This window comes from Actinoplanes sp. NPDC049599, from assembly GCF_044465625.1.
Taxonomy (GTDB): Bacteria; Actinomycetota; Actinomycetes; order Mycobacteriales; family Micromonosporaceae; genus Actinoplanes.
This window is the reverse complement of the sequence record NZ_JBITLX010000001.1, coordinates 138,747-158,190: the sequence shown is the minus strand read 5'-3', so window position 1 is coordinate 158,190 and position 19,444 is coordinate 138,747. Positions and strand designations below refer to the sequence as shown.

The following is a 19,444-nucleotide window of genomic DNA, read 5'->3' as shown; positions in this document are numbered from 1 at the left end:
CCCAGCGGACCGACCAGATCGGAGCGCCACCCGATGCCCCAGACGGCGGTCGCCGGTTCCGACACCGGCCTGACGCTCAAGGAGCTGGCCCGCAGGCACGGCCTCAGCGCCGCGGGAAAACTCCCCAGCCTGCGGGAGTATTCCCGGCAACTCTGGGCCTACCGGCACTTCATCGCGTCGTACGCCAACGCCAAGGTCACGTCGTCGCTGGGCAAGACCCGGCTCGGCGTCTTCTGGCAGGTGCTCACGCCGCTGATCAATGCCGCGGTCTACTACGTGATCTTCGGCGTCGTCCTGGACACCCAGCGAGGGGTCGACAACTTCGTCCCCTATCTGTGCACGGGTGTCTTCATCTTCGGCTTCACCCAGTCCGTGGTGCAGGCCGGCATCCAGGCGATCAGCGGCAACATGGGCCTGATCCGGGCGCTGCACTTCCCCCGGGCCAGCCTGCCGCTGGCGATCACCACGGTCGAGATCCGCAACATGCTGGCCTCGATGGCGGTGCTGATCGTCATCGTGCTGGGCTTCGGCGAGCCGATCACCTGGGAGTGGCTGCTCATCGTGCCGATCTTCCTGCTGCAGAGCGTCTTCAACGCCGGCCTGGCGCTGGCGGCGGCCCGGCTGGGCAGCAAGGTCGCGGACTTCAAGCAGCTGGTGCCGTTCGTCATGCGGATGTGGCTCTACGGCTCGGCGGTGCTCTACCCGGTGACCCGCTTCTCCGACAACCTGAGCGGCTGGCAGCTCAATGTGGTCGAGGCCAACCCGATGCTCGTCTTCATCGACCTGATGCGGCACGCGCTGATGGAGGACGTCCCGCTGGCCGGCTCGGCCACGGTGCTGTGGCTCGAAGCGGTCGCGTGGACCCTGGTGGTCGGCATCGGGGGATATGTCTACTTCTGGCGCGGAGAGAAGGGGTACGGCCGTGGCTGACAACCTGACCGGCAGCGATCGGCCGGTGCCGACGGTCATCGTCGACGACGCCCACGTGGTCTACCGGGTGCAGCAGTCCGCCACGCCCGGCACCGGCAGCCCGCTGGCGAGCTTCAAGCGGATCGTGACCGGCACCAAGCCGGCCACGCTGCGCGAGGTGCACGCCATCAAAGGTGTGAGCTTCGTCGCACACAAGGGCGAGGCGATCGGCCTGATCGGCACCAACGGCTCGGGCAAGTCGACGCTGTTGCGCGCCATCGCCGGCCTGCTGCCGGTGGAGCGGGGCGCGATCTACGCGGCCGGCCAGCCGTCGCTGCTCGGCGTCAACGCGGCGCTGATGAACGACCTGCCCGGCGAGCGCAACGTGGTGCTCGGCTGTCTGGCCATGGGCATGTCACCGGCCGAGGTGAAGTCCCAGGTGAAGAACATCATCGACTTCTCCGGGATCAACGAGCGCGGCGACTTCAGCTCGCTGCCGATGCGGACGTACTCCTCCGGCATGGGCGCGCGACTGCGGTTCGCCATCGCGGCCGCCAAGAAGCACGACGTGCTGCTGATCGACGAGGCGCTGGCCACCGGCGACGCCAAGTTCCGCCGGCGCAGCGAGCAGCGGGTCCGCGACCTGCGCAAGGAGGCCGGCACGGTCTTCCTGGTGAGCCACAGCGAGCAGTCGATCCGGGACACCTGCGAGCGGGCCATCTGGCTGGAGTCCGGCGTGATCCGCGCCGACGGCACCACCGAGGACGTGCTGAAGGAGTACGAGGCCTACGTCAAGCGGTAGGCCCCGCACTCCCGGTGTCAGCGCATCGACAGGTGCACGTGGTTGGTGTGATCGCTCGACGGATCGCCGCCGGCCCCGGAGTACGACTTCCAGCCACTGCTGGGCAGCCAGATCCGGCGGAACCAGATGACATAGAGCACGCCGAGCCGGCTCGCGTTGTTGATGAAGTAGGTCGACAGCCGGTTGCCGTAGGTCCGGCTGGCACCGGTCGCGTCGCCGCCGAAGCCGTTCTTGTCGGCCGCGAAGTCGCAAGCCTTGCCCTTCGGGTGCTCACCGCTGTTCTGCTGACGGAAGCACGAGACGAAACGGGTGAAACCGTCCTTCTTCGCTTCCTTCATCGCGTGCAGCGTGCGCGGCGAGATGCAGCCCGACGTGGTCGGGTCGTTGAGGCTGCACGACTCGCTCGGCAGCGAGCCGTCCGAGTTGCGGGGCGCGGCCGCGGCCTGGGAGCTGCTGCCACCGCCGCTTGATTCGCCGCCGGACGACGAGGAGTCGCTCGACTCGCCGCTCGACCCGCTCGCGGCGTTGGCGGCCTTGAGGGCACCCTCCGCCTGATTCTTGCGCTTGGCCATGACGGTGAGCTGACGCTGCTGGTCCCGGACGGCGGCGTCGATCGCGACCTTCGCCTGCTCCTGCTGGACCTTGGCGTCCTTGAGATCGCGCACCGCGCGGTCCTGCTTGACGGCGATCGTCTCCAGGGTCCGCGCCCGGTCCAGCATGCTGCCGGTGGAGTCGGCGGTGATCAGCGCCGTCATCGGCCCGAGCCGGCCGGTGCGGTAGGACTGCTGGACGATCTCGTCCAGGGCCGCCTGCTTGGGACCGAGCTCGGTGTCGATCTCCTTGAGCTTGGCGGTGAGCTGCTGCTGGCGCTTCTTGGAGCGCTCCAGCGCCTCCTTGGCCTCGACGAAGCCCTTGGACGCCGCCTCGAGCTGCTGGATGAGGGATTTCGAGCCGCCCTCGCCGTCGTCGCCCGAGTCGCCCGGCGCGGCGAGCGGACGGGGAGCGGCGGAGGCGGAGGTCGGGGCGGCGAGGGCCAGCCCCGTGGTGGCGACGAGCGCCGCGAGCACGGTCGCTAATCGCCGGCGGGCAGGATTGAGCCTCACGAACATTCCTTCCGTCGGCCGCCGACCGAGTTAGCTGACGGGTTCGGGACGGAAGTGATCCCTACCGATCCGCGCGGCGCACGGATCGGATTCACCCCATTACTTCGGGTGGGTCCCCGGCTCGCCTTGCGGCGATTAGGCGGCGGTCTGCGCTGAGACCGTGACGAACACTACCCATCAATGCTAGGAATCGACAGTCGTCACACAGTGAGCAATCGACCGACCACTGCGGGTGAGGAATGCCGGAGAGAATGCAACGACTCACATTGATACGTCGTTACGGCCTATGAGCTGCGTTATTCCATCGAGTGGTAACGGAAAGTCGTTACCCGGTAACGGTTTTACCCCCGCGGCAGCACTGTCAGCGGGGCTGTTGTCAGGTAAGCTGGCCGCCGGTTACTGCCAGAAGGCGCTGCCCCCAAGGTGCCGGCAGCCCACCATCTAATCGTCGCGAGATGAGCCGGGGAACCACAGAAGTACCGGGGTGAATCCACGAGTCAGTGGTAGGGATCGCTTCCGTCCCGAACCCGTCAGCTAACCCGGCCGGTGGTCACGTGGAAGGATTCTGAATGACGGCAAGACCCCGCCGGTGGCTGATCCTCGCCCTGGCTCCGCTCGCCGCGGTCACGATGATGCTCTCCCCCGCATCCCCGGCGAACGCCGACCCCGACGACACCAAGAAGTCGTCAACCGCCGACGACGGCGACGACAATCCGCTGCTGAACGATGTGCTCGACTCCACCGGTCGGCGCTATCTGACGGCGAAGGCGGCGGTCAAGAAGTCCACCAAGACCCAGCTGGGCCTCGCCCTGCAGGTCAAGAACGCCGAGGCGAAGCGGGACCTGCTGCTGCCCGAGGTGGGCGCGGTCGCCGCGCAGCAGTACCGCACCGGCGGCATCTCCACGATGGGCTTCCTGCTCAACACCGACACCCCGGACGGCTTCCTGCGCAAGGCGGTCTCGCTCGAGGAGATCAACGCCCTCAACAACGGCAAGCTGCGCGAGCTCTACGCGGCCATCGACGAGGTGACTGCCACCAAGACCCGCCTCGACCAGGAGGTCCGGGCGCAGAAGCAGAACCTCGCGCTGATGGAGAAGCAGAAGGAGTCGGCCGAGAACGCGCTGGCCAAGGTCGGCGGCACCACCGTGACGGGCGGCTTCGTGCTCGCCAAGTCACCGGTGGCCGCACCGGCGCCACGCAACTCCGACGGGGAGTTCAGCCCGGAGTCGTGCAACGTCGACGACCCGACCACCGGCGGCTGCATCACCGGGCGCACGTTCCACATGTACAAGGAAGTGAAGAAGGCGAAGTTCAACCGATTCGTCGGTTGTCACCGCAACGGCGGGCCGTTCGAGCATCCCAAGGGACGCGCGTGTGACTGGTCACTGCAGAAGAGCGGCTTCGCACCCTGGCACAACCGGGACACCCGGGAGTACGGCAACAACCTGATGGCCTTCCTGGTGCGTAACGCCGACCGGCTCGGCATCCTCTACGTCATCTGGAACAAGCAGATCTGGTTCCCCGCCACCGGCTGGAAGTCGTACAGCGGTCCCAGCGACCACACGGACCACGTACACGTCTCGATGCTTTAGCGCGGCAGCGCGGAAAAGCCCCCGTCCTCCTCGCGGAGGACGGGGGCTTCGTCGTTTCCGGGTCAGACCCCGGTGGCCCGGCGGACCGGGGCCCGGCCGGCCGGCTGTCCGGGCGGCGGGCCGGTCGGCGCGGCCGGCGGGATCGCCAGCACCACCGGCTTCACCTGGGTGATGGTGACCTCCTTGCCGTGGTGCAGCAGGTCCAGGCGGGCCGAGCCGCCACCGTTGCGCAGCGAGTAGGTGACCTCCTCGGCCGTCACCTCCACCCGCAGGCGCAGGCCCCGCCAGAGCAGCGAGAACTCGAGCCCGTTGATCCGGCTCGGCAGCCGGGGCGCGAAGGAGAGCTGGCCGTTGAAGTCCCGCATGCCGCCCAGGCCCGCCACCAGGGCGATCCAGGAGCCGGCCAGCGACGCCACGTGCACGCCGTCGCGGGCGTTCTGGTGCAGGTCGTGCAGGTCCATCAGGGCGGCCTCGCCCAGGTAGTCGTGGGCCAGTTCGAGGAAGCCCACCTCGGCGGCCATGACGGCCTGGATGCAGGCCGACAGCGACGAGTCCCGCACGGTACGCGCGTCGTAGTACGCGAAGTTGCGGGCCTTCTCCTCCGGGGTGAAGGCGTCGCCGCGCACGTACATCGCCATGACCAGGTCGGCCTGCTTGACCACCTGCTTGCGGTACAGGTCGAAGTACGGGTAGTTCAGCAGCAGCGGGTACGCCTCCGGCGGGGTGTTGTCGAAGTCCCACTCCGCCAGCCGGGTGAAGCCCTCCGACTGCTGGTGCACGGCCAGCTCCCGGTCGTACGGGATGTGCACCGACGCCGCCGCGTCCCGCCAGGAGGCCGACTCCTCGTCGTCCACGCCCAGCTTGCGGGCCAGCTCCGGGTGCCGCTTGGCCGCGTCCGCCGCGGCGAGCATGTTCTGCTGCGCCATCAGGTTGGTGTAGACGTTGTCGTCGACCACGGCCGTGTACTCGTCCGGGCCGGTGACGCCGTCGATGTGGAAGCGGCCGTGCCGGTCGTGGTGCCCGAGCGAGCGCCACAGCCGGGCGGTCTCGACGAGCAGCTCCAGCCCGTAGTCGCGCTCGAACTCGAAGTCGCCGGTGGCCGAGACGTAGCGCCGTACGGCGTCGGCGATGTCGGCTCCGATGTGGAACCCGGCGGTGCCGGCCGGCCAGTACGCCGAGCACTCCTGCCCGCGGATGGTGCGCCACGGGAAGGCCGCGCCCTGCAGGCCGAGGGTCTGCGCGCGCTCCCGGGCGAGATCCAGTGTGGAGTGCCGCCAGCGCAGCACGTCCGCGGCCGCCGCCGGCTGCGTGTAGGTCAGCGCGGGCAGGACGAAGGTCTCGGCGTCCCAGAAGGTGTGACCGTCGTAACCCGGGCCGGTGAGCCCCTTGGAGCCGATCGGGCGCTGCTCGGCGCGGGCACCGGCCTGCAGCGTGTGGAAGAGGCCGAAGCGGACGGCCTGCTGGACCTCCGGGTCCCCCTCGACCTTGACGTCGGAGTGGTCCCAGAAGGCGTCCAGGTATTCGCGCTGCGCCTCGACCAGACCCTCCCAGCCGTCCAGCCGGGCGCTCGCCAGGGCGGCGCCCACCTGGTCGCGCACGGCGGGCAGCGACCGGTTGCTGGACCAGCCGTACGCGGCGATCTTCACGACCCGGAGCTTCTGGCCCGGCTCGAGCTTGCAGGCGACGGTGGTGCGCAGCCAGTCCGGGTGGCCCTCGGTGGTCACCGCGTGCTTGCCCGGCGTCTCCACCAGGTGCTCCATCGCCGCGGCCATCCGCAGGTCGCTGGCCTTGGTGCGGTGCACCAGCAGGCCGCCGGTGCGCTGCTCCAGCATCTCCTCGGCCTGCAGCGGGTGATCCAGCACCGCCGCGACCCGCGGGTCCTTGCTGGTCGGCGGGAGCTGCTCGTTGGCGACCAGCTCGGACTGCAGGATCAGCCGGGCCGAGGCGTCGAGCGGCTCGACCTCGTACAGGAAGGCGGCAATCGCACGATGAGTGAAAGACACCATCCGGACGGTGCGGACCCGGATCGCCTGGCCGGACGGCGACACCCACTCCACCACCCGCTCGAGCGTGCCCGCGCGCAGGTCCAGGGTGCGCTCGTGGGAGCGCAGCTCGCCGTATCGCACGTCGAACGGCTCGTCGTCGACGAGCAGGCGCATGAGCTTGGCGTTGGTGACGTTGACCATCGTCTGGCCCGACTCGGGGAACCCGTAGCCCGCCTCGGCGTACGGCAGCGGCCGCAGCTCGTAGAACGAGTTGAGGTAGGTGCCGGGCAGGCCGTGCGGCTCACCCTCGTCCAGGTTTCCCCGGAGGCCGATGTGGCCGTTGGCCAGGGCGAAGACCGACTCGGACTGAGCCAGCAGGTCCAGGTCCAGCCGGGTCTCCCTGATGTGCCAGGGATCGACGGGGTAGGCCCGTTCACGGATCACGGTGGTGCCTCTCGCAACTGAGAAGAAGTCTGTAAGGGGATTACTTAAGGAGTTCGGCGAGGTCCTGCACGACGATGTCGGCGCCGTGCTCGCGCAACGCGTCGGCCTGGCCGACCCGGTCCACACCGATCACGATGCCGAAGCCGCCGGCCTTGCCGGCGGCGACACCGGCTAGCGCGTCCTCGAACACAGCGCACTGCTCCGGCGCCACCCCGAGCAGCTTTGCTCCATGGAGAAAGGTATCCGGTGCGGGCTTGCCGGGCAGATTCTGCTCGCGGGCGGTGACCCCGTCGACGCGGACCTCGAGGAGGTCCGCGATGCCGGCCGCGCGCAGCACGTCGGCGCAGTTGGCGCTGGCCGAGACGACTGCCCGGCGCAAGCCTGCGGCCTTGACGGCGTGCAGGTAGTCGACCGAGCCGGGGTAGACCTGGACGGCGCCTTCGCTGATCTTCTGCAGGACCAGCTCGTTCTTGCGATTGCCGATGCCGTTGACGGTCTCCGCGTCGGGACCGTCGCCGGGCGTGCCTTCGGGCAGGGTGATGCCGCGAGAGGCGAGAAATGTGCGGACCCCGTCGGCGCGTGGCCGGCCGTCGACGTACTGGTGGTAGTCGGCGCCCGGATCGAACGGCACGAAGGGCTGCCCCTGCTGCTCCGACCACGTCCGGAGGAACGCGTCGAAGGTCTGTTTCCACGCCGCGTTGTGAACCAGGGCGGTCTGGGTGAGCACGCCGTCGAGATCGAAGAGGCATGCTGTCACATGAGGAGGTAGTCCGAGCACTGGCCCAATGTAGTCGCCCCGGATCGCCGACACGCCTCAATGCCCACGATCACATTTCCACGGCGTTTCATTCCCCGTTCAGCCGGCCGCCGCACCCTCGTTGAGCAGGCCAGACGTGGTCTCGCGGCCGGGCAGCCGCACGCATAGTTCGATAGTTGTCCCAATGGGGCCGGTCGCCATCGTCACCTCGTCGCACAGCTGGTGCGCCAGCCAGATGCCCCGGCCGCCGACCTCGAACGCCTCCGGGACCTCCGGCGGCCGGCGGTACTGCTCCGGAATGCCCGGCCCGGAGTCGGTGACCGTGCAGCACACCGCCGCGCCGGTGACCGAGAGCACGATGCGACCTTGCCCACCGGCGTGCAGCACGGCGTTCGTGATCACTTCGTTGATCGCGAGCACGAAGCCGTGCAGTCGCTCGCCGAGCGGACCGGCGTCCAGCCGTGCCGAGACCTCGTGGCGGACCACGGTGATCTCGTCGCGGCCGAACGGACGATCCAGGAGGGTCGATTGATCGGCGGGCACCGCGGCTGCGTGCACACGAGCGGCGTCCGGCGACTCCCTGCCCGGAGCCGGACGCGGCACATCGTGGTCGACGGTTTCTTCCACCGCCGAGCAGCCTACGCCGTGTACCGCCTCCGTGGCAGTCAAGAGAGCCGAAAAGAGCTCAGAACAGGTGCGACAGCGTCCGCAGGATCTCGGCGTAGAAGTTGCCGTCGATCTCCCGGTACAGGCTGAACTTCATCCCCGGGCTGCCGAAGAACGGCCGCAGGGTCCACGCCAGCTGGGTGCCGACAAAGCCGAAGAGCAGGATCCACACGTACAGCAGGGTCATGCTGGGCGGCGTCGCCTGGGTCTGCTTCGACGGCCGGACCGGGCGCTGGTGCGGGTTCACGATGGGGGTCAGCATGTAGCCCGGCGGGACCGCGGGCGCGGCCTGCACGGGCGCCGGCGCGGTCAGCGTCGCGGTGCCACCGCTGCCGTTGGCCGGCCCGGCGGCCGGGCTCGAGGCCGAGGCGGCGTCGGTGCCGCCCGGAGCCACGGCGGCGGGCGCCTTCTCCACCACGGGCGGTTCCGGCGCCAGCAGGCCGTTCTCGTTGAGCACCCGCATGCCGCCGGTCAGGAAGCGCAGCCCGACCAGGGCCGAGAGCGCCAGGATGGCCACGTTCAGCAGCTTGAAGAAGCCGTAGTCCGGGGCGGTGATGAGGAAGAACAGCGCGATCGGCGCGAACGCGAGCGCCAGCATCGCGGTGACGGTCAGCGCGACCATGACCAGCGACAGCGACTGCCGCACCGACAGCCGCGCGCCGAAGACCAGGTTGAACAGGTAGAGCGTGGGCAGGCAGATGGCGAGCGTGACGAGGAACAGCAGCGGCAGCTTCACCGCCGAGGTCATCGCCATCCACACGCTGTGGAACGAGCCGAGCACGGCGCCGTAGCAGGCCAGGGCCACCATGGAGCTGAGCAGCATCTGCCCGGTCAGGCGGGTGAGGGATCGGTCCTCGACCACCTGCTGCCAGATGCCCTGCCGGTCGCGCAGAATCCGTTCGATCACCAGAAGTCCGGATGCTTGAGCCACAGCCGTCCCCTCCTCACCTCAACGACGTCGATACGCCATCGCACCGACGTAGGCGGGACGATATGCCATGAGGTCAAGGGCCGTCGAGAGGCCGGTGGAGCCGGGCGTCAGCGCCAACCGACGTCGATGCGATCACCGCGCTCGTCGAAGAAGTGCAGGGCGTCCATCCGCACGTTGATCGCCAGCGGATGCCCCGGCGTGACCGCCGGGTACGGCGCCAGCCGCACGGCCAGCTCGGCGGGCCGCCGGTGGTGCCGTCCCGGGTCGCTGAGCACGGACGCCTTCTCGGTCTGCTCGCGTTCCAGCACCGCCTTGTCCGCACGCCCGGTGAGCCGCTGCAACGCCCCGCCGATCCGCCGCAGCGCCCCGGTCTCGGCGTCGGTCTCGGTGACCGCCTTGCCCAGCTCGTCGACCACCACGGCGGTCGCGCCGATGTCGAGGAAGGCCAGCGACTCGTGGCCGTGGTGCTCGAGGTAGCGGATGCGGCCCTGCAGCACGTCGCCCGGGGTGTCCGGGGCGACCGGAGTGAGCGCCTCCGCCCGCATGCCGACGACGATCCGCTCACCGTGGTAATGCGAGATGGCGCGCGCCCGGATGTCGTTCCAGGGCAGGTAGAGGGCCTGTTCCCCGAGGTTCAGGGCGATGTAGCGGTCCAGGTGCACGTAGACCGACGCCTCGAGCAGGTTCATCCGCGGCGCGCCCAGGAAGGCGGCGACGTAGAGGGTGGCCGGGCGGCCGTACACCTCGGTCGGGGTGCCCAGGTCCTGCAGCACACCCTTGCGCATGATCGCCACCCGGTCGGCCATGGTCAGCGCCTCGGCCTGGTCGTGGGTGACGTACATGGTGGTGACGCCCAGCTCGCGGGTGAGCCCGGTGATCTCGGCGCGCAGCTCCGCGCGCAGGCCGCTGTCCAGGTTGGACAGCGGCTCGTCCATCAGGAACAGCCCGGGCCGGCGCACGATGGCCCGGCCCATGGCGACCCGCTGGCGCTGGCCGCCGGAGAGCTGGCCGGGCTTGCGGCCGAGCACGTCACCGATGCCCAGGGCGCTGGCCACGTCGCCGATCCGCTCGCCGCGCGGCCCGGACTCGAGACCGGAGAGCTTAAGCGGGAAGCCGATGTTGTCGCCGACGGTCATGTGCGGATAGAGGGCGAAATCCTGGAAGACCATGGCGATCTGGCGGTCCCGGGGCGCGAGGTCCATGACCGGTTCGCCGTTGAGCAGGATGGCGCCGGCGGAGGGATCCTCCAGGCCGGCGATCATGCGCAGAATGGTGGACTTGCCGCACCCGGACGGCCCCAGCAGGACCATGAACTCGCCGTCCTCGACGTCGAGGCTGACGCGGTCGACCGCGACCGTACCGTCCGGCCAGACCTTCGTGACGTCCTTGAGCGCGACGGTGGACACCGTCAACCTCCTGCGTTTGAGCTGCGACGATGGCTTAGCGTGACTACAGCCATCGATGCCTGCCATCGGGTGAACGTGCCATTTGCCGACAGTCACCACATGGTCACCCATTTTCGGGCGGCTCAAGATCAACTAAATGCATCGTCTGTGCAGGTGGCGGTACTCAGGGGTCCGTACGGGCGGCCGACGCACCGGCCCCGCTACCGGAAGATTTACTTACTGGTACCGGCCAGTAACACCCGGCGCACGACCCGTTCCGCCGCTTTGCCGTCGTCGAGGTAGCAGAACCGCTCCCGGAACCGGGCCCGGCGCGCGGCCGCCAGGTCGCCGGCGTAGGCGCCGGAGGCGAAGACCTCGACCAGGTCGGCGAAGGTGGTCGCCACCGCGCCCGGCGGCAGCTCCATCAGGTCGAAGTAGGCGCCGCGCAGCTCCCGGTAGGCCGGCCAGTCGGGGGCGAAGATGACCAGCGGCCGGTCCAGCACGGCGAAGTCGAACATGGCCGACGAGTAGTCGGTGATCATCGTGTCGGCGGCCAGATAGAGGTCCTCCACCACCGGGTACGCCGACACGTCCAGGATCCGCCCGCGCCGGGCCTCGGTCCGCTGCACCGCGGTCACGTGGAAGTAGTGCGCCCGGACGAGCAGCACTGTCTCCGGCCCCAGCCGGTCGGCGAACGCCTCCAGGTCCAGCACCTGCTGCCCGGCCGGCAACCACTCCCGGTGCGTCGGCGCGTAGAGGACGACCCGTTCCCCGTCGGCGATGCCCAGCTTGGCGCGGATCGCGGCGACCTCCGCCGGCGCCGCGGCCACCAGCCGGTCATTGCGCGGGTAGCCGACCTCCAGCGTCTCGTACCGGCAGGGATACGCGCGCTCCCACGAGATCGTCGTGTGCGCGTTCGCCGTGATGCTGAAGTCCCAGCGGTCCGCCCGGCGCATCTGCGCCCGGAAGTCCTGGTCCTTGGCGGCGGCTGGATGGTCCGCCTGGTCCATGCCCATCATCTTCAGCGGGGTGCCGTGGTGGGTCATCACGTGCGTGGTGCCGGGCCGCTTGACCACCCAGTCCGGCCAGTTGACGTTGTTGATCATCCAGCGGGCCCGGGCCAGCGCGCGGTAGTACCGCCAGGAGCCGGCGACCACGTAGTCGGTGCCCGGCGGCACGGCCTTGAGCCGGGACCGGCCCACCACCCACACGTTGCGCACGTCCGGCGCCAGCTCGGCGGCCTTCGCCGCGATCGCCGCCGGGTTGCAGCTCACCCCGCGATACCAGTACGCCGCGTACAGCGCGAGGTTGTCGTCGACCGGCCCCCGCAGCGCCAGCCGGTAGTAGCCGCGGTACACGCCCTCGCGGACCCTGGTGCGGGCCCGGCGGGCCTTGCGGGTCACCACCCGCTTGAGCCGGCGGGCCTTCTTGCCCATCCGGGCGAGGCCCTCCAGCACCCGGAACGGCAGGAACGAACTCCGCTCCACCATCCGGTAGCGCAGCGCCTCCAGCCCTTCCGGCAGCTCGTAGCCCGTGGCCGGCCGGTACTTGCCGAAGTGCTCGACGATCCGGTCGAAGAAGCGCCGGCGCGAGCCGCGAGGCACCCGCTCGGCGTTGCGCAGCACGGTCAGGTAGTGCCAGAGCATCCGCCGGAACAGCGCCGGCCGCAGCTCCTCGCCCCGCTCCGAATACTTGTCCACCAGGGCGAACGCGTGCTCCCAGTGGTCGAAGATCTCGAAGTGCCGGTCGCCCAGGGTGCGGGTGATCGCCCCGGTCCGCCGCTGCCGGTAGTGCACGCAGGTCCGCGGCAGCCCGCTGATCCGTTCCGCCGCCGCCAGCAGCGGATAGGTGAAGGAGACGTCCTCGTACCAGCCCTGCTCGAAGCGGAAGCCGAGCCGGACCAGCAGCTCCCGGCGGACGACCTTGTTCCAGGCCACGTGCAGGACGCTGACCACCTGGGGCCACTCGAGCACGGTGAACGTCTCCGGGGCCTCGGCGAGCGTCTTCCCGGCGCCGGCGGTCACCACCCGGCCGTCCCAGTGCACCCGGTCGAAGCCCAGGATCAAAACGTCCGGGTCGGTGTCGGCGAGCCGGTCGGCAACCGCGGTCAGCGCGCCCTGGGCCAGCCAGTCGTCGCTGTCGACGAACCAGACGTACGTGCCGACGGCGTGGTCGAGGCCCAGGTTGCGGGCCCGGCCCAGGCCGACGTTCTCCGCCGGGGTGACGACCCGCACCCGGGGGTCGCGGGCCGCGTACTCGGCGAGGATGGCGGCGCTGTTGTCCGGCGAGCAGTCGTCGACGGCCACGATCTCGAAGTCGGTGAACGGCTGCTCGAGCAGTGAGTCCAGGCACTGGCGCAGGTAACCCTGCACCTTGTACACGGGCAGCACCACGCTGAGCAGGGTCATCACGTACCTCCGGATCGCCAGTCTCTGACCGCCCCCGCGAGGAACGAGCCGCCGACAACAGCCGCGAGCAGCAGCTCTCCGACCGTGGCGACCCCGCCCAGTGCACTGAGCACCAGTATGACGACCCGGCCGTCCCAGCCGAACAATGTCCTCGCCGCAGTGGCGTCCGGCGCACCCTTCTCCATCCGGGCGGTCAGGTCGTAGTGATCCAGTGCCAGCATGAACAACAACAGGTAAACAACCGGTGGTGGCACGGCGCAGATCAGCCCGACGGCGACCACCATGAGGTATTCGGCGGCCCGCAGCCCGGCCGGGATCAGCCAGTCCAGCGGGCCGTTGTGCCGGGAACGGGCGGCCAGCCCGGCGCCGAGCACGAGCACGGCGGCCCCGACGAGCCAGACCGCGGCGTCGCCCGCCCGGACCTGAGCGATCCGCAGATCGCCGCTCACCCACGAGCCCCACTCGGTGCCGCCCGGCACCCCGCCGGCCAGCAACCCGAGCACCAGCCCCAGCGCCGCCAGCGCCGCGACGACGGCGCCGGCCAGCGGCGCCCGGACCTTCGCGGCGCCCAGCACCGCGCGGACCAGCAGGCCGTCGTCGCGGTGCCGCGACGTGTCGACCGTGTCCAGCACGCCGACGCGCATCGAGATCGAGCGCAACGAGCGCAGACCCAGGGTGTACGCGGCCGCGAGCAGCCCCCACCCGACCACGGCGGCCAGCGCCACCCGCCCGTTCGACACCGCGGCGAGCACGGCGATCAGGGCCCAGCGCTCGCCGATCGGGAAGACCACGATCCGCTTGAGCCAGTACGCCACCGAGCCGGTGTCCGCCTGGACCCGGTTCGAGGCGCGGCTCAGCCGGGCTCCCACGCCACCGCCGGCGTCGGCGTTGCCCGCGGTTCCGACGGACTGGCGGGCGGCGGCCTCGTCGTGCAGGGCGCCGTACCAGGTGTCGGTCATGTGCCGGACGGTCTGCAGGACGATCGCGGTGATCGCCAGCGGCCACGCGTACGGCAGCCCGGCCCGTTCCGCCCCGGCGGCGAGACCGGCGTAGACCGCGTACTCCTTGGCCCGGTCGGCCATCGTGTCCAGCCAGCCGCCGAACGCCCCGAACTGCCGGGTGTAGCGGGCCAGCTGACCGTCCACACAGTCCAGCACGAAGCCGAGGAAGAGCAGGACGGCGCCGGCGATCAGGGCGGGCCGGGAGCCCTGCCAGAAGGCCAGCGCGGCGGCCACGGCGAAGGCCACGGACAGGCCGGTGACCTCGCTCGGCGACAGCCCGAGGCGGGCGCACAGCTTGGTGACCAGCGGCGACCAGCTGCTCACCGCGTACGTGGTGAAGAAGTCGTCCTTCTCCTTGACGGCCAGCCTCAGCAGCGCGGCGTCCTCGTCGACGGCCGCGACTCTGGTCCGGGCGGCGGCGAGCTCGGCGTCGGTGTGCACGCGTTCGGCGTGCAGCAGGCGTACCCGGGTCGCGATCGGCACCAGGCCCGCCGCCAGCAGCGCCCGCAGCAGCACGTCGATCGTGTCGCGCTGGGCGGTCGCCGTGGCGACGCCCGCGGCACCGGCGGCGGGGGCCGGCTCGGCCGCCTGCGCGGCCGCCGCCGCGAGGATCGGCAGATCGGCCGGGGCGATGCTGAGCGCGCCCAGGAAGCGGGTCGTCCCGTCCGCGGCCAGGACCAGGCGGCCGCGCTCCTCGCGCAGGTCACCACCCTCCTCGGCGATCACCAGGGCGGTGCTGCGGCCGGCCGGCTCGGTCGCCAGGGTGCGCAGCAGGCTCGGATGCCCGACCAGGTTGCCGGCGCAGAGCAGCAGCGGCCCGTCGGCCCCCGCGGCGATCCGGGCGATCTCGCGCAGCTGACCCGCAACGTCGGACCCCGGCACCGGGGCGACCGTGGTGGCCCCGGCCGCGGCGAGCGCCGCGGTCAGCTCGTCGGCGAGCCGGCGAGCCGCACCCGGGTCGAGGTCGTTGCCGGTGCTCCCGCACAGCACGGCGAGCGTCACCGAGACATCCCTCCCACCTGAGACCGCCCGCGCACACGGGCCGTGGAGGGGCGGAATTGACCCGATGTTAACAGCGCGTCCCCACCGGGTACGGGTAGCCCTTACGGGAATGTGAGGGGCGTTCTCCACCTCGGGACCGAGGGCGGAGCGGTCCCCGGTCCATACCGTGGAACGTGGTTGCGGCGCTGCGCCGCAGCAAGCTGATGATGGGGAGTGAGTGACGTGACCCGCCGACTGGCCCGGCCCCGTGACGACCGATGGATCGCCGGCGTCTGTTCCGCCCTGGCACGCCGGTTCGGGGTGTCCTCCGGCGTGATGCGCCTGATCTTCGTGGTGTCCTGCCTGCTGCCCGGCCCGCAGTTCCTGGTCTACCTGGTGCTCTGGGTGCTGCTGCCCAACGAGTGACCCGACGACACGGCGGCGCCCCTCCCCGATCCCGGGGAGGGGCGCCGTTGTGCGTGTCAGGGCGCCGCGAAGGTGACCGTCACCGTCGTGTAGCCGAGGCTGGTGAGCAGGCCGGAGAGCATCTTCTCGGTGTTGTCGCGGGCCCGCTGGTCGAGCCCGCTGGCCCGGGCGGCCTCGGTGATCCGCTGCTGGGCCAGCTGGTAGACGCGCTGCTGCTGGTCGGGGTCGCTGCGGAACGCGTCGCCGATGCGGTTGAGCAGCCCACGCTCCTCCGCCACCACGTAGCTGCGCTCCATGTCGAGGGCGGCCTGACCCTGTTGCGGGGCGGGCAGCTCGATCTGGACCGACTTGTCGGCGTTGTTGACCTTGATCGCGCCCTCGGCGAGGGTGCCGAAGTCGACGTACTCCTCGACCGTGCCCGAGCCCACGAAGAGCGTGCGCTTGTTGAGCAGGAAGTCGGGGATGTTGTCCTTGTCCTCCTGCAGGTCGACGATGACCTGGAAGGTGCCGTCGGCCGCGACGTAGCGGCTCAGGTCGCGCATCGACTGCAGCAGCACCGGCTGGCTGCGGTCGGTGGTCTTGTCGGAGAACGGGTTGTCGAAGCTGGGCAGCACATTGATCGCGCGCAGGCCGAGGCACATCGCGACGATCAGCGCGAAGACCACGCCGGTGAAGATGATGACGCGGGCGAAACCGCCGAGGCCCGGACCGGCCTGACCGGCCGGTGCCACCTCGTCGGGAGTCGCCGTGGGGCGGGTCGCTAGCTGGTCCTCGACCTCGGGATATTCCCGGGTCGGTTCGTCGACCTCACTCGAGCCGGCCATCGGTGCTCACCCCCTCCTTCTGCTGACCACGGTACGGAAGGGGTACGACACTCGCATCCGGTCAGCCGCCGAACGCGTTCAGACCCGTCAATTTCTGCCCGATCACGAGCTGGTGGATCTCCGAGGTTCCCTCGTACGTGAGCACACTTTCGAGGTTGTTGGCGTGCCGGAGCACCGGATACTCGCCGCTGATGCCGTTGGCGCCGAGGATCGTGCGGCACTGCCGGGCGATCTTGATGGCTTCCCGCACGTTGTTCAGCTTGCCGACGCTGACCTGCTCCGGGCGCAGCCCCACGGCGTCGTGCCGGCGCCCGAGGTGCAACGCCAGCAGATAGCCCTTCTGCAGCTCCAGGGTCATGTCCGCCAGCTTCGCCTGGGTCAGCTGGAAGCCGGCGATCGGGCGGCCGAACTGCTCGCGGCTGCCGGCGTACGCGATCGCGGTCTCCAGGCAGTCGCGGGCCGCGCCCAGCGCGCCCCAGACGATGCCGAACCGCGCCTCGGTCAGGCAGGACAGCGGCGCCTTGAGGCCGCGCGCGGCGGGCAGCCGTGCCGACTCGGGGACCCGGACGTCGTCCAGGGTGATCTCGCCGGTGGACGAGGCGCGCAGCGACAGCTTGAGCTTGACCTCGCGGGCGGCGAAGCCCGCGGTCGCGGTGGGCACGGCGAAACCGGCCACGCCCTCGTCGGTGCGGGCCCAGATCACCGCCACGTCGGCGACCGGCGCGTTGGTGATCCACATCTTGCCGCCGGTGAGCACCCAGTCGTCGCCGTCGCGGCGGGCCCGGGTGGCCATGTTGGCCGGGTCGGAGCCGTGGTCCGGCTCGGTGAGCCCGAAGCAGCCGATCAGCTCGCCCGCGGCCATGCCGGGCAGCCAGCGCTGCTTCTGCTCCTCGCTGCCGTACTTCCAGATGGCGTACATCGCCAGCGAGCCCTGCACCGAGACGAGCGAGCGCACGCCCGAGTCGGCGGCCTCCAGCTCCAGGCAGGCCAGCCCGTAGGAGACCGCGGAGGCGCCGGCGCAGCCGTAGCCCTGCAGGTGCATGCCGAGCAGGCCCAGCTTGCCGAACTCGAGGGCCAGGTCTCGAACGGGCACCTGGCCGCGCTCGTACCAGTCGGCCACGTGCGGGCGGACCCGGTCGTCGACGACGCGGCGGGTGAGCGCGCGCACGTCGCGCTCCTCGTCGGTCAGCAGAGCGTCCAGGTCGAGGAGATCGAGCGGAGAGACGGCCATGGTTATGAAACTAGCGGTGTTAGTTGTCGATGACGAGCACTCTCGCGTGGATCTGGTTGCGCTGTTGCAGCGCCGCCCGCAGCGCGCGGTGCAGGCCGTCCTCCAGATAGAGGCCGCCGTGCCACTCGACGACGTGCGGGAACAGGTCGCCGTAGAACGTCGAGTCCTCGGCGAGCAGCTTGTCCAGCGCCAGCTCACGCTTGGTGGTGATGAGATCGGCCAGCCGGATCGGCCGGGGCGGGATCTCGGCCCACTTCTTGAGTGTCGTGTGATGGTCGGGGTACGGCGCTCCGTCCCGTACCGCTTTGAAGATCACGACGGCACGCTCCCCTCCGGTCCCTCACGCACATTCGGCCCGCCCGGTGGCAGATCTGTCTGCCAGCCTAGCGAGCCGCCAGCCTATCGACCGGTCAGGTGTCGCTCGCGGAGCGCACTCCAGCCGGGGTCCATCGGCCATGATGCACCACCTCGCCCACCGGGCGATGCCCCCGGCGTAGTGACGGTGACCTCTTGTCCGGCGCGGGATAGCCGATGGTCAGCGCGCCGACCGGCACGAATTCCTCCGGTACGCCGAATGCGTCCCGAAATGCACCGACACGCTCGGCCGGCACGCCGAAGAACAGCGAACCCAGCTCCTCGTTCACCGCGGTCAGGTGGATGAGCAGGGCGGCGAACCCGGTGTCGATGTCCCAGTACGGCACCGGCCAGCGGTTCTCGTCCCGATCGGTCCAGCCCTTGTCGGCCTGGGCGTACCGGTCCAGGTAGACCGACTTGTTGGAGAGCGCCACGATGATCAACGGCGCCGAGCGCATCCGGTCCAGCCAGGAGCCGGCCGCGGCCCGCTCGGCCGCGGTGTCACCCTGCGGAGCGGTGACCGACCAGTAGCGCTCCCGGTCCGCCGGCTCGGTCAGCACCAGGAAGCCCCAGCCCTGGGAGAAGCCCGCCGACGGGGCGCGCAGCGCGTGCCGGAGCAGCTTGTCCACGAGCTCCGGCGGCACCGGCCGGTCCGGATCGTAGGTGCGGATCATCCGGCGCCGGCGCAGCACCTCGTCGAACTCCATGCTCAGGCCGCCGAGGGCCGGACGCCCCAGGACGCGCGCCAGGTCTGCCCCGGCTCCAGCACGATCAGGTCGCGGCCCGAGCGGAACGCGTCCGGCGGGCAGGTCATCGGCTCGATCGCCAGCGACCGGCGGAACCGCTCGCCCTGCAGCGTGTCGCCGCTGAAGACCTGCCACCAGCGGAACGCGGAGTCGGCCCAGACGGTGACCGACCGGGCACCGTCCGGCGCCGCGATGGTGACCGCGGAACCACCGTCGGCCTGGTACTCCAGGTCGCCCCAGGTGGTGTCGAGGACGGCCGTGCCGATCCGGCGGGGCTCGGTGTAGTCGTACTCGGTGCCGGCCACCTTGACCGCGCCGATCGGCAGCAGCCGCGCGTCGGCCAGCACCCGGCTGTGGCCGGGCACGTGCAGCATGGTGTCGTCGACCGCGACGCCGGGCAGCTGCAGATACGGGTGGACGGAGAAGCCCCAGGGCGCGTTCCGGTCGCTGGTGTTGACGACCTCCTGCACCGAGCGCAGCCCGTCGGCCGAGACGCTCCACCGGGTGCGCAGCGTCAGCGACCACGGATAACCCACCTGCGGCGGCAGGTCGAACTCGACCGTCACCGAGTCGCCGGTCTGGTCGGTGAGCTTCCACCGGGACCAGTTGGTCAGCCCGTGGATCGCGTTGTGCCGGTCCGGTTCGGTCAGCGGCAGCTGGTGAGCGGTGTCCTCGAAGGTGTAGTGCCCGTCGCGGATCCGGTTGGGCCACGGCGCCAGGATCTGGCCGGCCGAGGCAGGCGAGATCTCGTCCGGGCCGAAGCCGTCCAGAACCTCCCGGGCGCCCACGGAATAGTGGCGCAGGACGCCACCGACCTCCGCGATCACCGCCCGATGTCCGTCGGCCTCGATGGCCCACTGCAATCCAGATTTCGCCGCCACGACGTCAGTCATGCCGCT

At 70.3% G+C, this 19,444-nt stretch carries 17 protein-coding genes and 2 riboswitches; of the genes, 4 read left to right on the top strand and 13 right to left on the bottom strand.

The window, feature by feature from the left end; genetic code table 11:
* Positions 1-33 precede the first annotated feature (33 nt).
* Complete coding sequence (locus ACIBQZ_RS00735; RefSeq protein ID WP_396086333.1) at positions 34-930, top strand: ABC transporter permease; 897 nt, start codon at positions 34-36, stop codon at positions 928-930.
* Positions 887-1,711 carry an ABC transporter ATP-binding protein gene (locus ACIBQZ_RS00730; RefSeq protein ID WP_396086332.1) on the top strand — a complete coding sequence of 275 codons (825 nt, stop codon included), beginning with the start codon at positions 887-889 and terminating at the stop codon, positions 1,709-1,711. Before ACIBQZ_RS00735 ends, ACIBQZ_RS00730 begins: the two co-directional genes overlap by 44 nt.
* A gap of 17 nt (positions 1,712-1,728) precedes the next feature.
* Here the strand turns inward: ACIBQZ_RS00730 and ACIBQZ_RS00725 are convergent, their stop codons facing one another.
* The gene (locus ACIBQZ_RS00725; RefSeq protein ID WP_396086331.1) at positions 1,729-2,820 is read right to left on the bottom strand and encodes a coiled-coil domain-containing protein; all 1,092 of its coding nucleotides are present in this window, start codon (positions 2,818-2,820) and stop codon (positions 1,729-1,731) included.
* Positions 2,818-2,966, bottom strand: a riboswitch (cyclic di-AMP (ydaO/yuaA leader). Its footprint overlaps the gene before it by 3 nt.
* Before the next feature lie 276 nt (positions 2,967-3,242).
* Positions 3,243-3,380: riboswitch (cyclic di-AMP (ydaO/yuaA leader) on the top strand.
* A 3-nt stretch (positions 3,381-3,383) separates the two neighbouring features.
* On the opposite strand from ACIBQZ_RS00725, the gene ACIBQZ_RS00720 reads away from it, so the two are divergent.
* A complete protein-coding gene (locus ACIBQZ_RS00720) occupies positions 3,384-4,406 on the top strand; it encodes a coiled-coil domain-containing protein (RefSeq protein WP_396086330.1) in 1,023 nt (340 codons plus the stop codon).
* Between the two features lie 62 nt (positions 4,407-4,468).
* Here ACIBQZ_RS00720 and ACIBQZ_RS00715 read toward each other — a convergent pair whose 3' ends face one another.
* The 7 genes from ACIBQZ_RS00715 to ACIBQZ_RS00685 all read right to left on the bottom strand — a co-directional run bounded on the left by ACIBQZ_RS00715 (position 4,469) and on the right by ACIBQZ_RS00685 (position 14,985).
* Complete coding sequence (locus ACIBQZ_RS00715) at positions 4,469-6,835, bottom strand: glycoside hydrolase family 65 protein (protein ID WP_396086329.1); 2,367 nt, start codon at positions 6,833-6,835, stop codon at positions 4,469-4,471.
* 40 nt (positions 6,836-6,875) lie between these two features.
* Positions 6,876-7,613 (bottom strand): beta-phosphoglucomutase family hydrolase, encoded by a 738-nt coding sequence (locus tag ACIBQZ_RS00710; protein WP_396086328.1) that lies wholly within the window; start codon positions 7,611-7,613, stop codon positions 6,876-6,878.
* A 78-nt stretch (positions 7,614-7,691) separates the two neighbouring features.
* Entirely contained in the window at positions 7,692-8,135 is a 444-nt protein-coding gene (locus tag ACIBQZ_RS00705; RefSeq protein WP_396086327.1) for an ATP-binding protein, read from the bottom strand.
* 142 nt (positions 8,136-8,277) lie between these two features.
* On the bottom strand, positions 8,278-9,165 hold the full coding sequence (locus ACIBQZ_RS00700; RefSeq protein ID WP_396086326.1) for a hypothetical protein: 888 nt from the start codon (positions 9,163-9,165) through the stop codon (positions 8,278-8,280).
* 131 nt (positions 9,166-9,296) lie between these two features.
* The gene (locus tag ACIBQZ_RS00695; RefSeq protein WP_396086325.1) at positions 9,297-10,595 is read right to left on the bottom strand and encodes an ABC transporter ATP-binding protein; all 1,299 of its coding nucleotides are present in this window, start codon (positions 10,593-10,595) and stop codon (positions 9,297-9,299) included.
* A 212-nt stretch (positions 10,596-10,807) separates the two neighbouring features.
* The gene (locus tag ACIBQZ_RS00690; protein ID WP_396086324.1) at positions 10,808-12,982 is read right to left on the bottom strand and encodes a CDP-glycerol glycerophosphotransferase family protein; all 2,175 of its coding nucleotides are present in this window, start codon (positions 12,980-12,982) and stop codon (positions 10,808-10,810) included.
* On the bottom strand, positions 12,982-14,985 hold the full coding sequence (locus ACIBQZ_RS00685) for a DUF5941 domain-containing protein (protein WP_396086323.1): 2,004 nt from the start codon (positions 14,983-14,985) through the stop codon (positions 12,982-12,984). The genes ACIBQZ_RS00690 and ACIBQZ_RS00685 overlap by 1 nt, the downstream gene beginning before the upstream one ends.
* 222 nt (positions 14,986-15,207) lie before the next feature.
* Here ACIBQZ_RS00685 and ACIBQZ_RS00680 point away from each other — a divergent pair, with 222 nt between their 5' ends.
* Entirely contained in the window at positions 15,208-15,390 is a 183-nt protein-coding gene (locus ACIBQZ_RS00680; RefSeq protein WP_396086322.1) for a PspC domain-containing protein, read from the top strand.
* 56 nt (positions 15,391-15,446) lie between these two features.
* Here ACIBQZ_RS00680 and ACIBQZ_RS00675 read toward each other — a convergent pair whose 3' ends face one another.
* The 5 genes from ACIBQZ_RS00675 to ACIBQZ_RS00655 all read right to left on the bottom strand — a co-directional run bounded on the left by ACIBQZ_RS00675 (position 15,447) and on the right by ACIBQZ_RS00655 (position 19,438).
* Complete coding sequence (locus tag ACIBQZ_RS00675; protein WP_396086321.1) at positions 15,447-16,214, bottom strand: DUF4230 domain-containing protein; 768 nt, start codon at positions 16,212-16,214, stop codon at positions 15,447-15,449.
* 61 nt (positions 16,215-16,275) lie between these two features.
* On the bottom strand, positions 16,276-17,445 hold the full coding sequence (locus ACIBQZ_RS00670; protein ID WP_396086320.1) for an acyl-CoA dehydrogenase family protein: 1,170 nt from the start codon (positions 17,443-17,445) through the stop codon (positions 16,276-16,278).
* Positions 17,446-17,464: 19 nt separating this feature from the next.
* Entirely contained in the window at positions 17,465-17,761 is a 297-nt protein-coding gene (locus ACIBQZ_RS00665) for a type II toxin-antitoxin system VapB family antitoxin (RefSeq protein ID WP_360223018.1), read from the bottom strand.
* 94 nt (positions 17,762-17,855) lie between these two features.
* Positions 17,856-18,506, bottom strand: coding sequence for a nitroreductase family protein (locus ACIBQZ_RS00660; RefSeq protein ID WP_396086319.1), 651 nt, complete (start codon positions 18,504-18,506; stop codon positions 17,856-17,858).
* A gap of 2 nt (positions 18,507-18,508) precedes the next feature.
* Positions 18,509-19,438, bottom strand: a complete 930-nt coding sequence (locus tag ACIBQZ_RS00655; protein WP_396086318.1) for an aldose 1-epimerase family protein — start codon at positions 19,436-19,438, stop codon at positions 18,509-18,511.
* Positions 19,439-19,444: the final 6 nt, after the last annotated feature.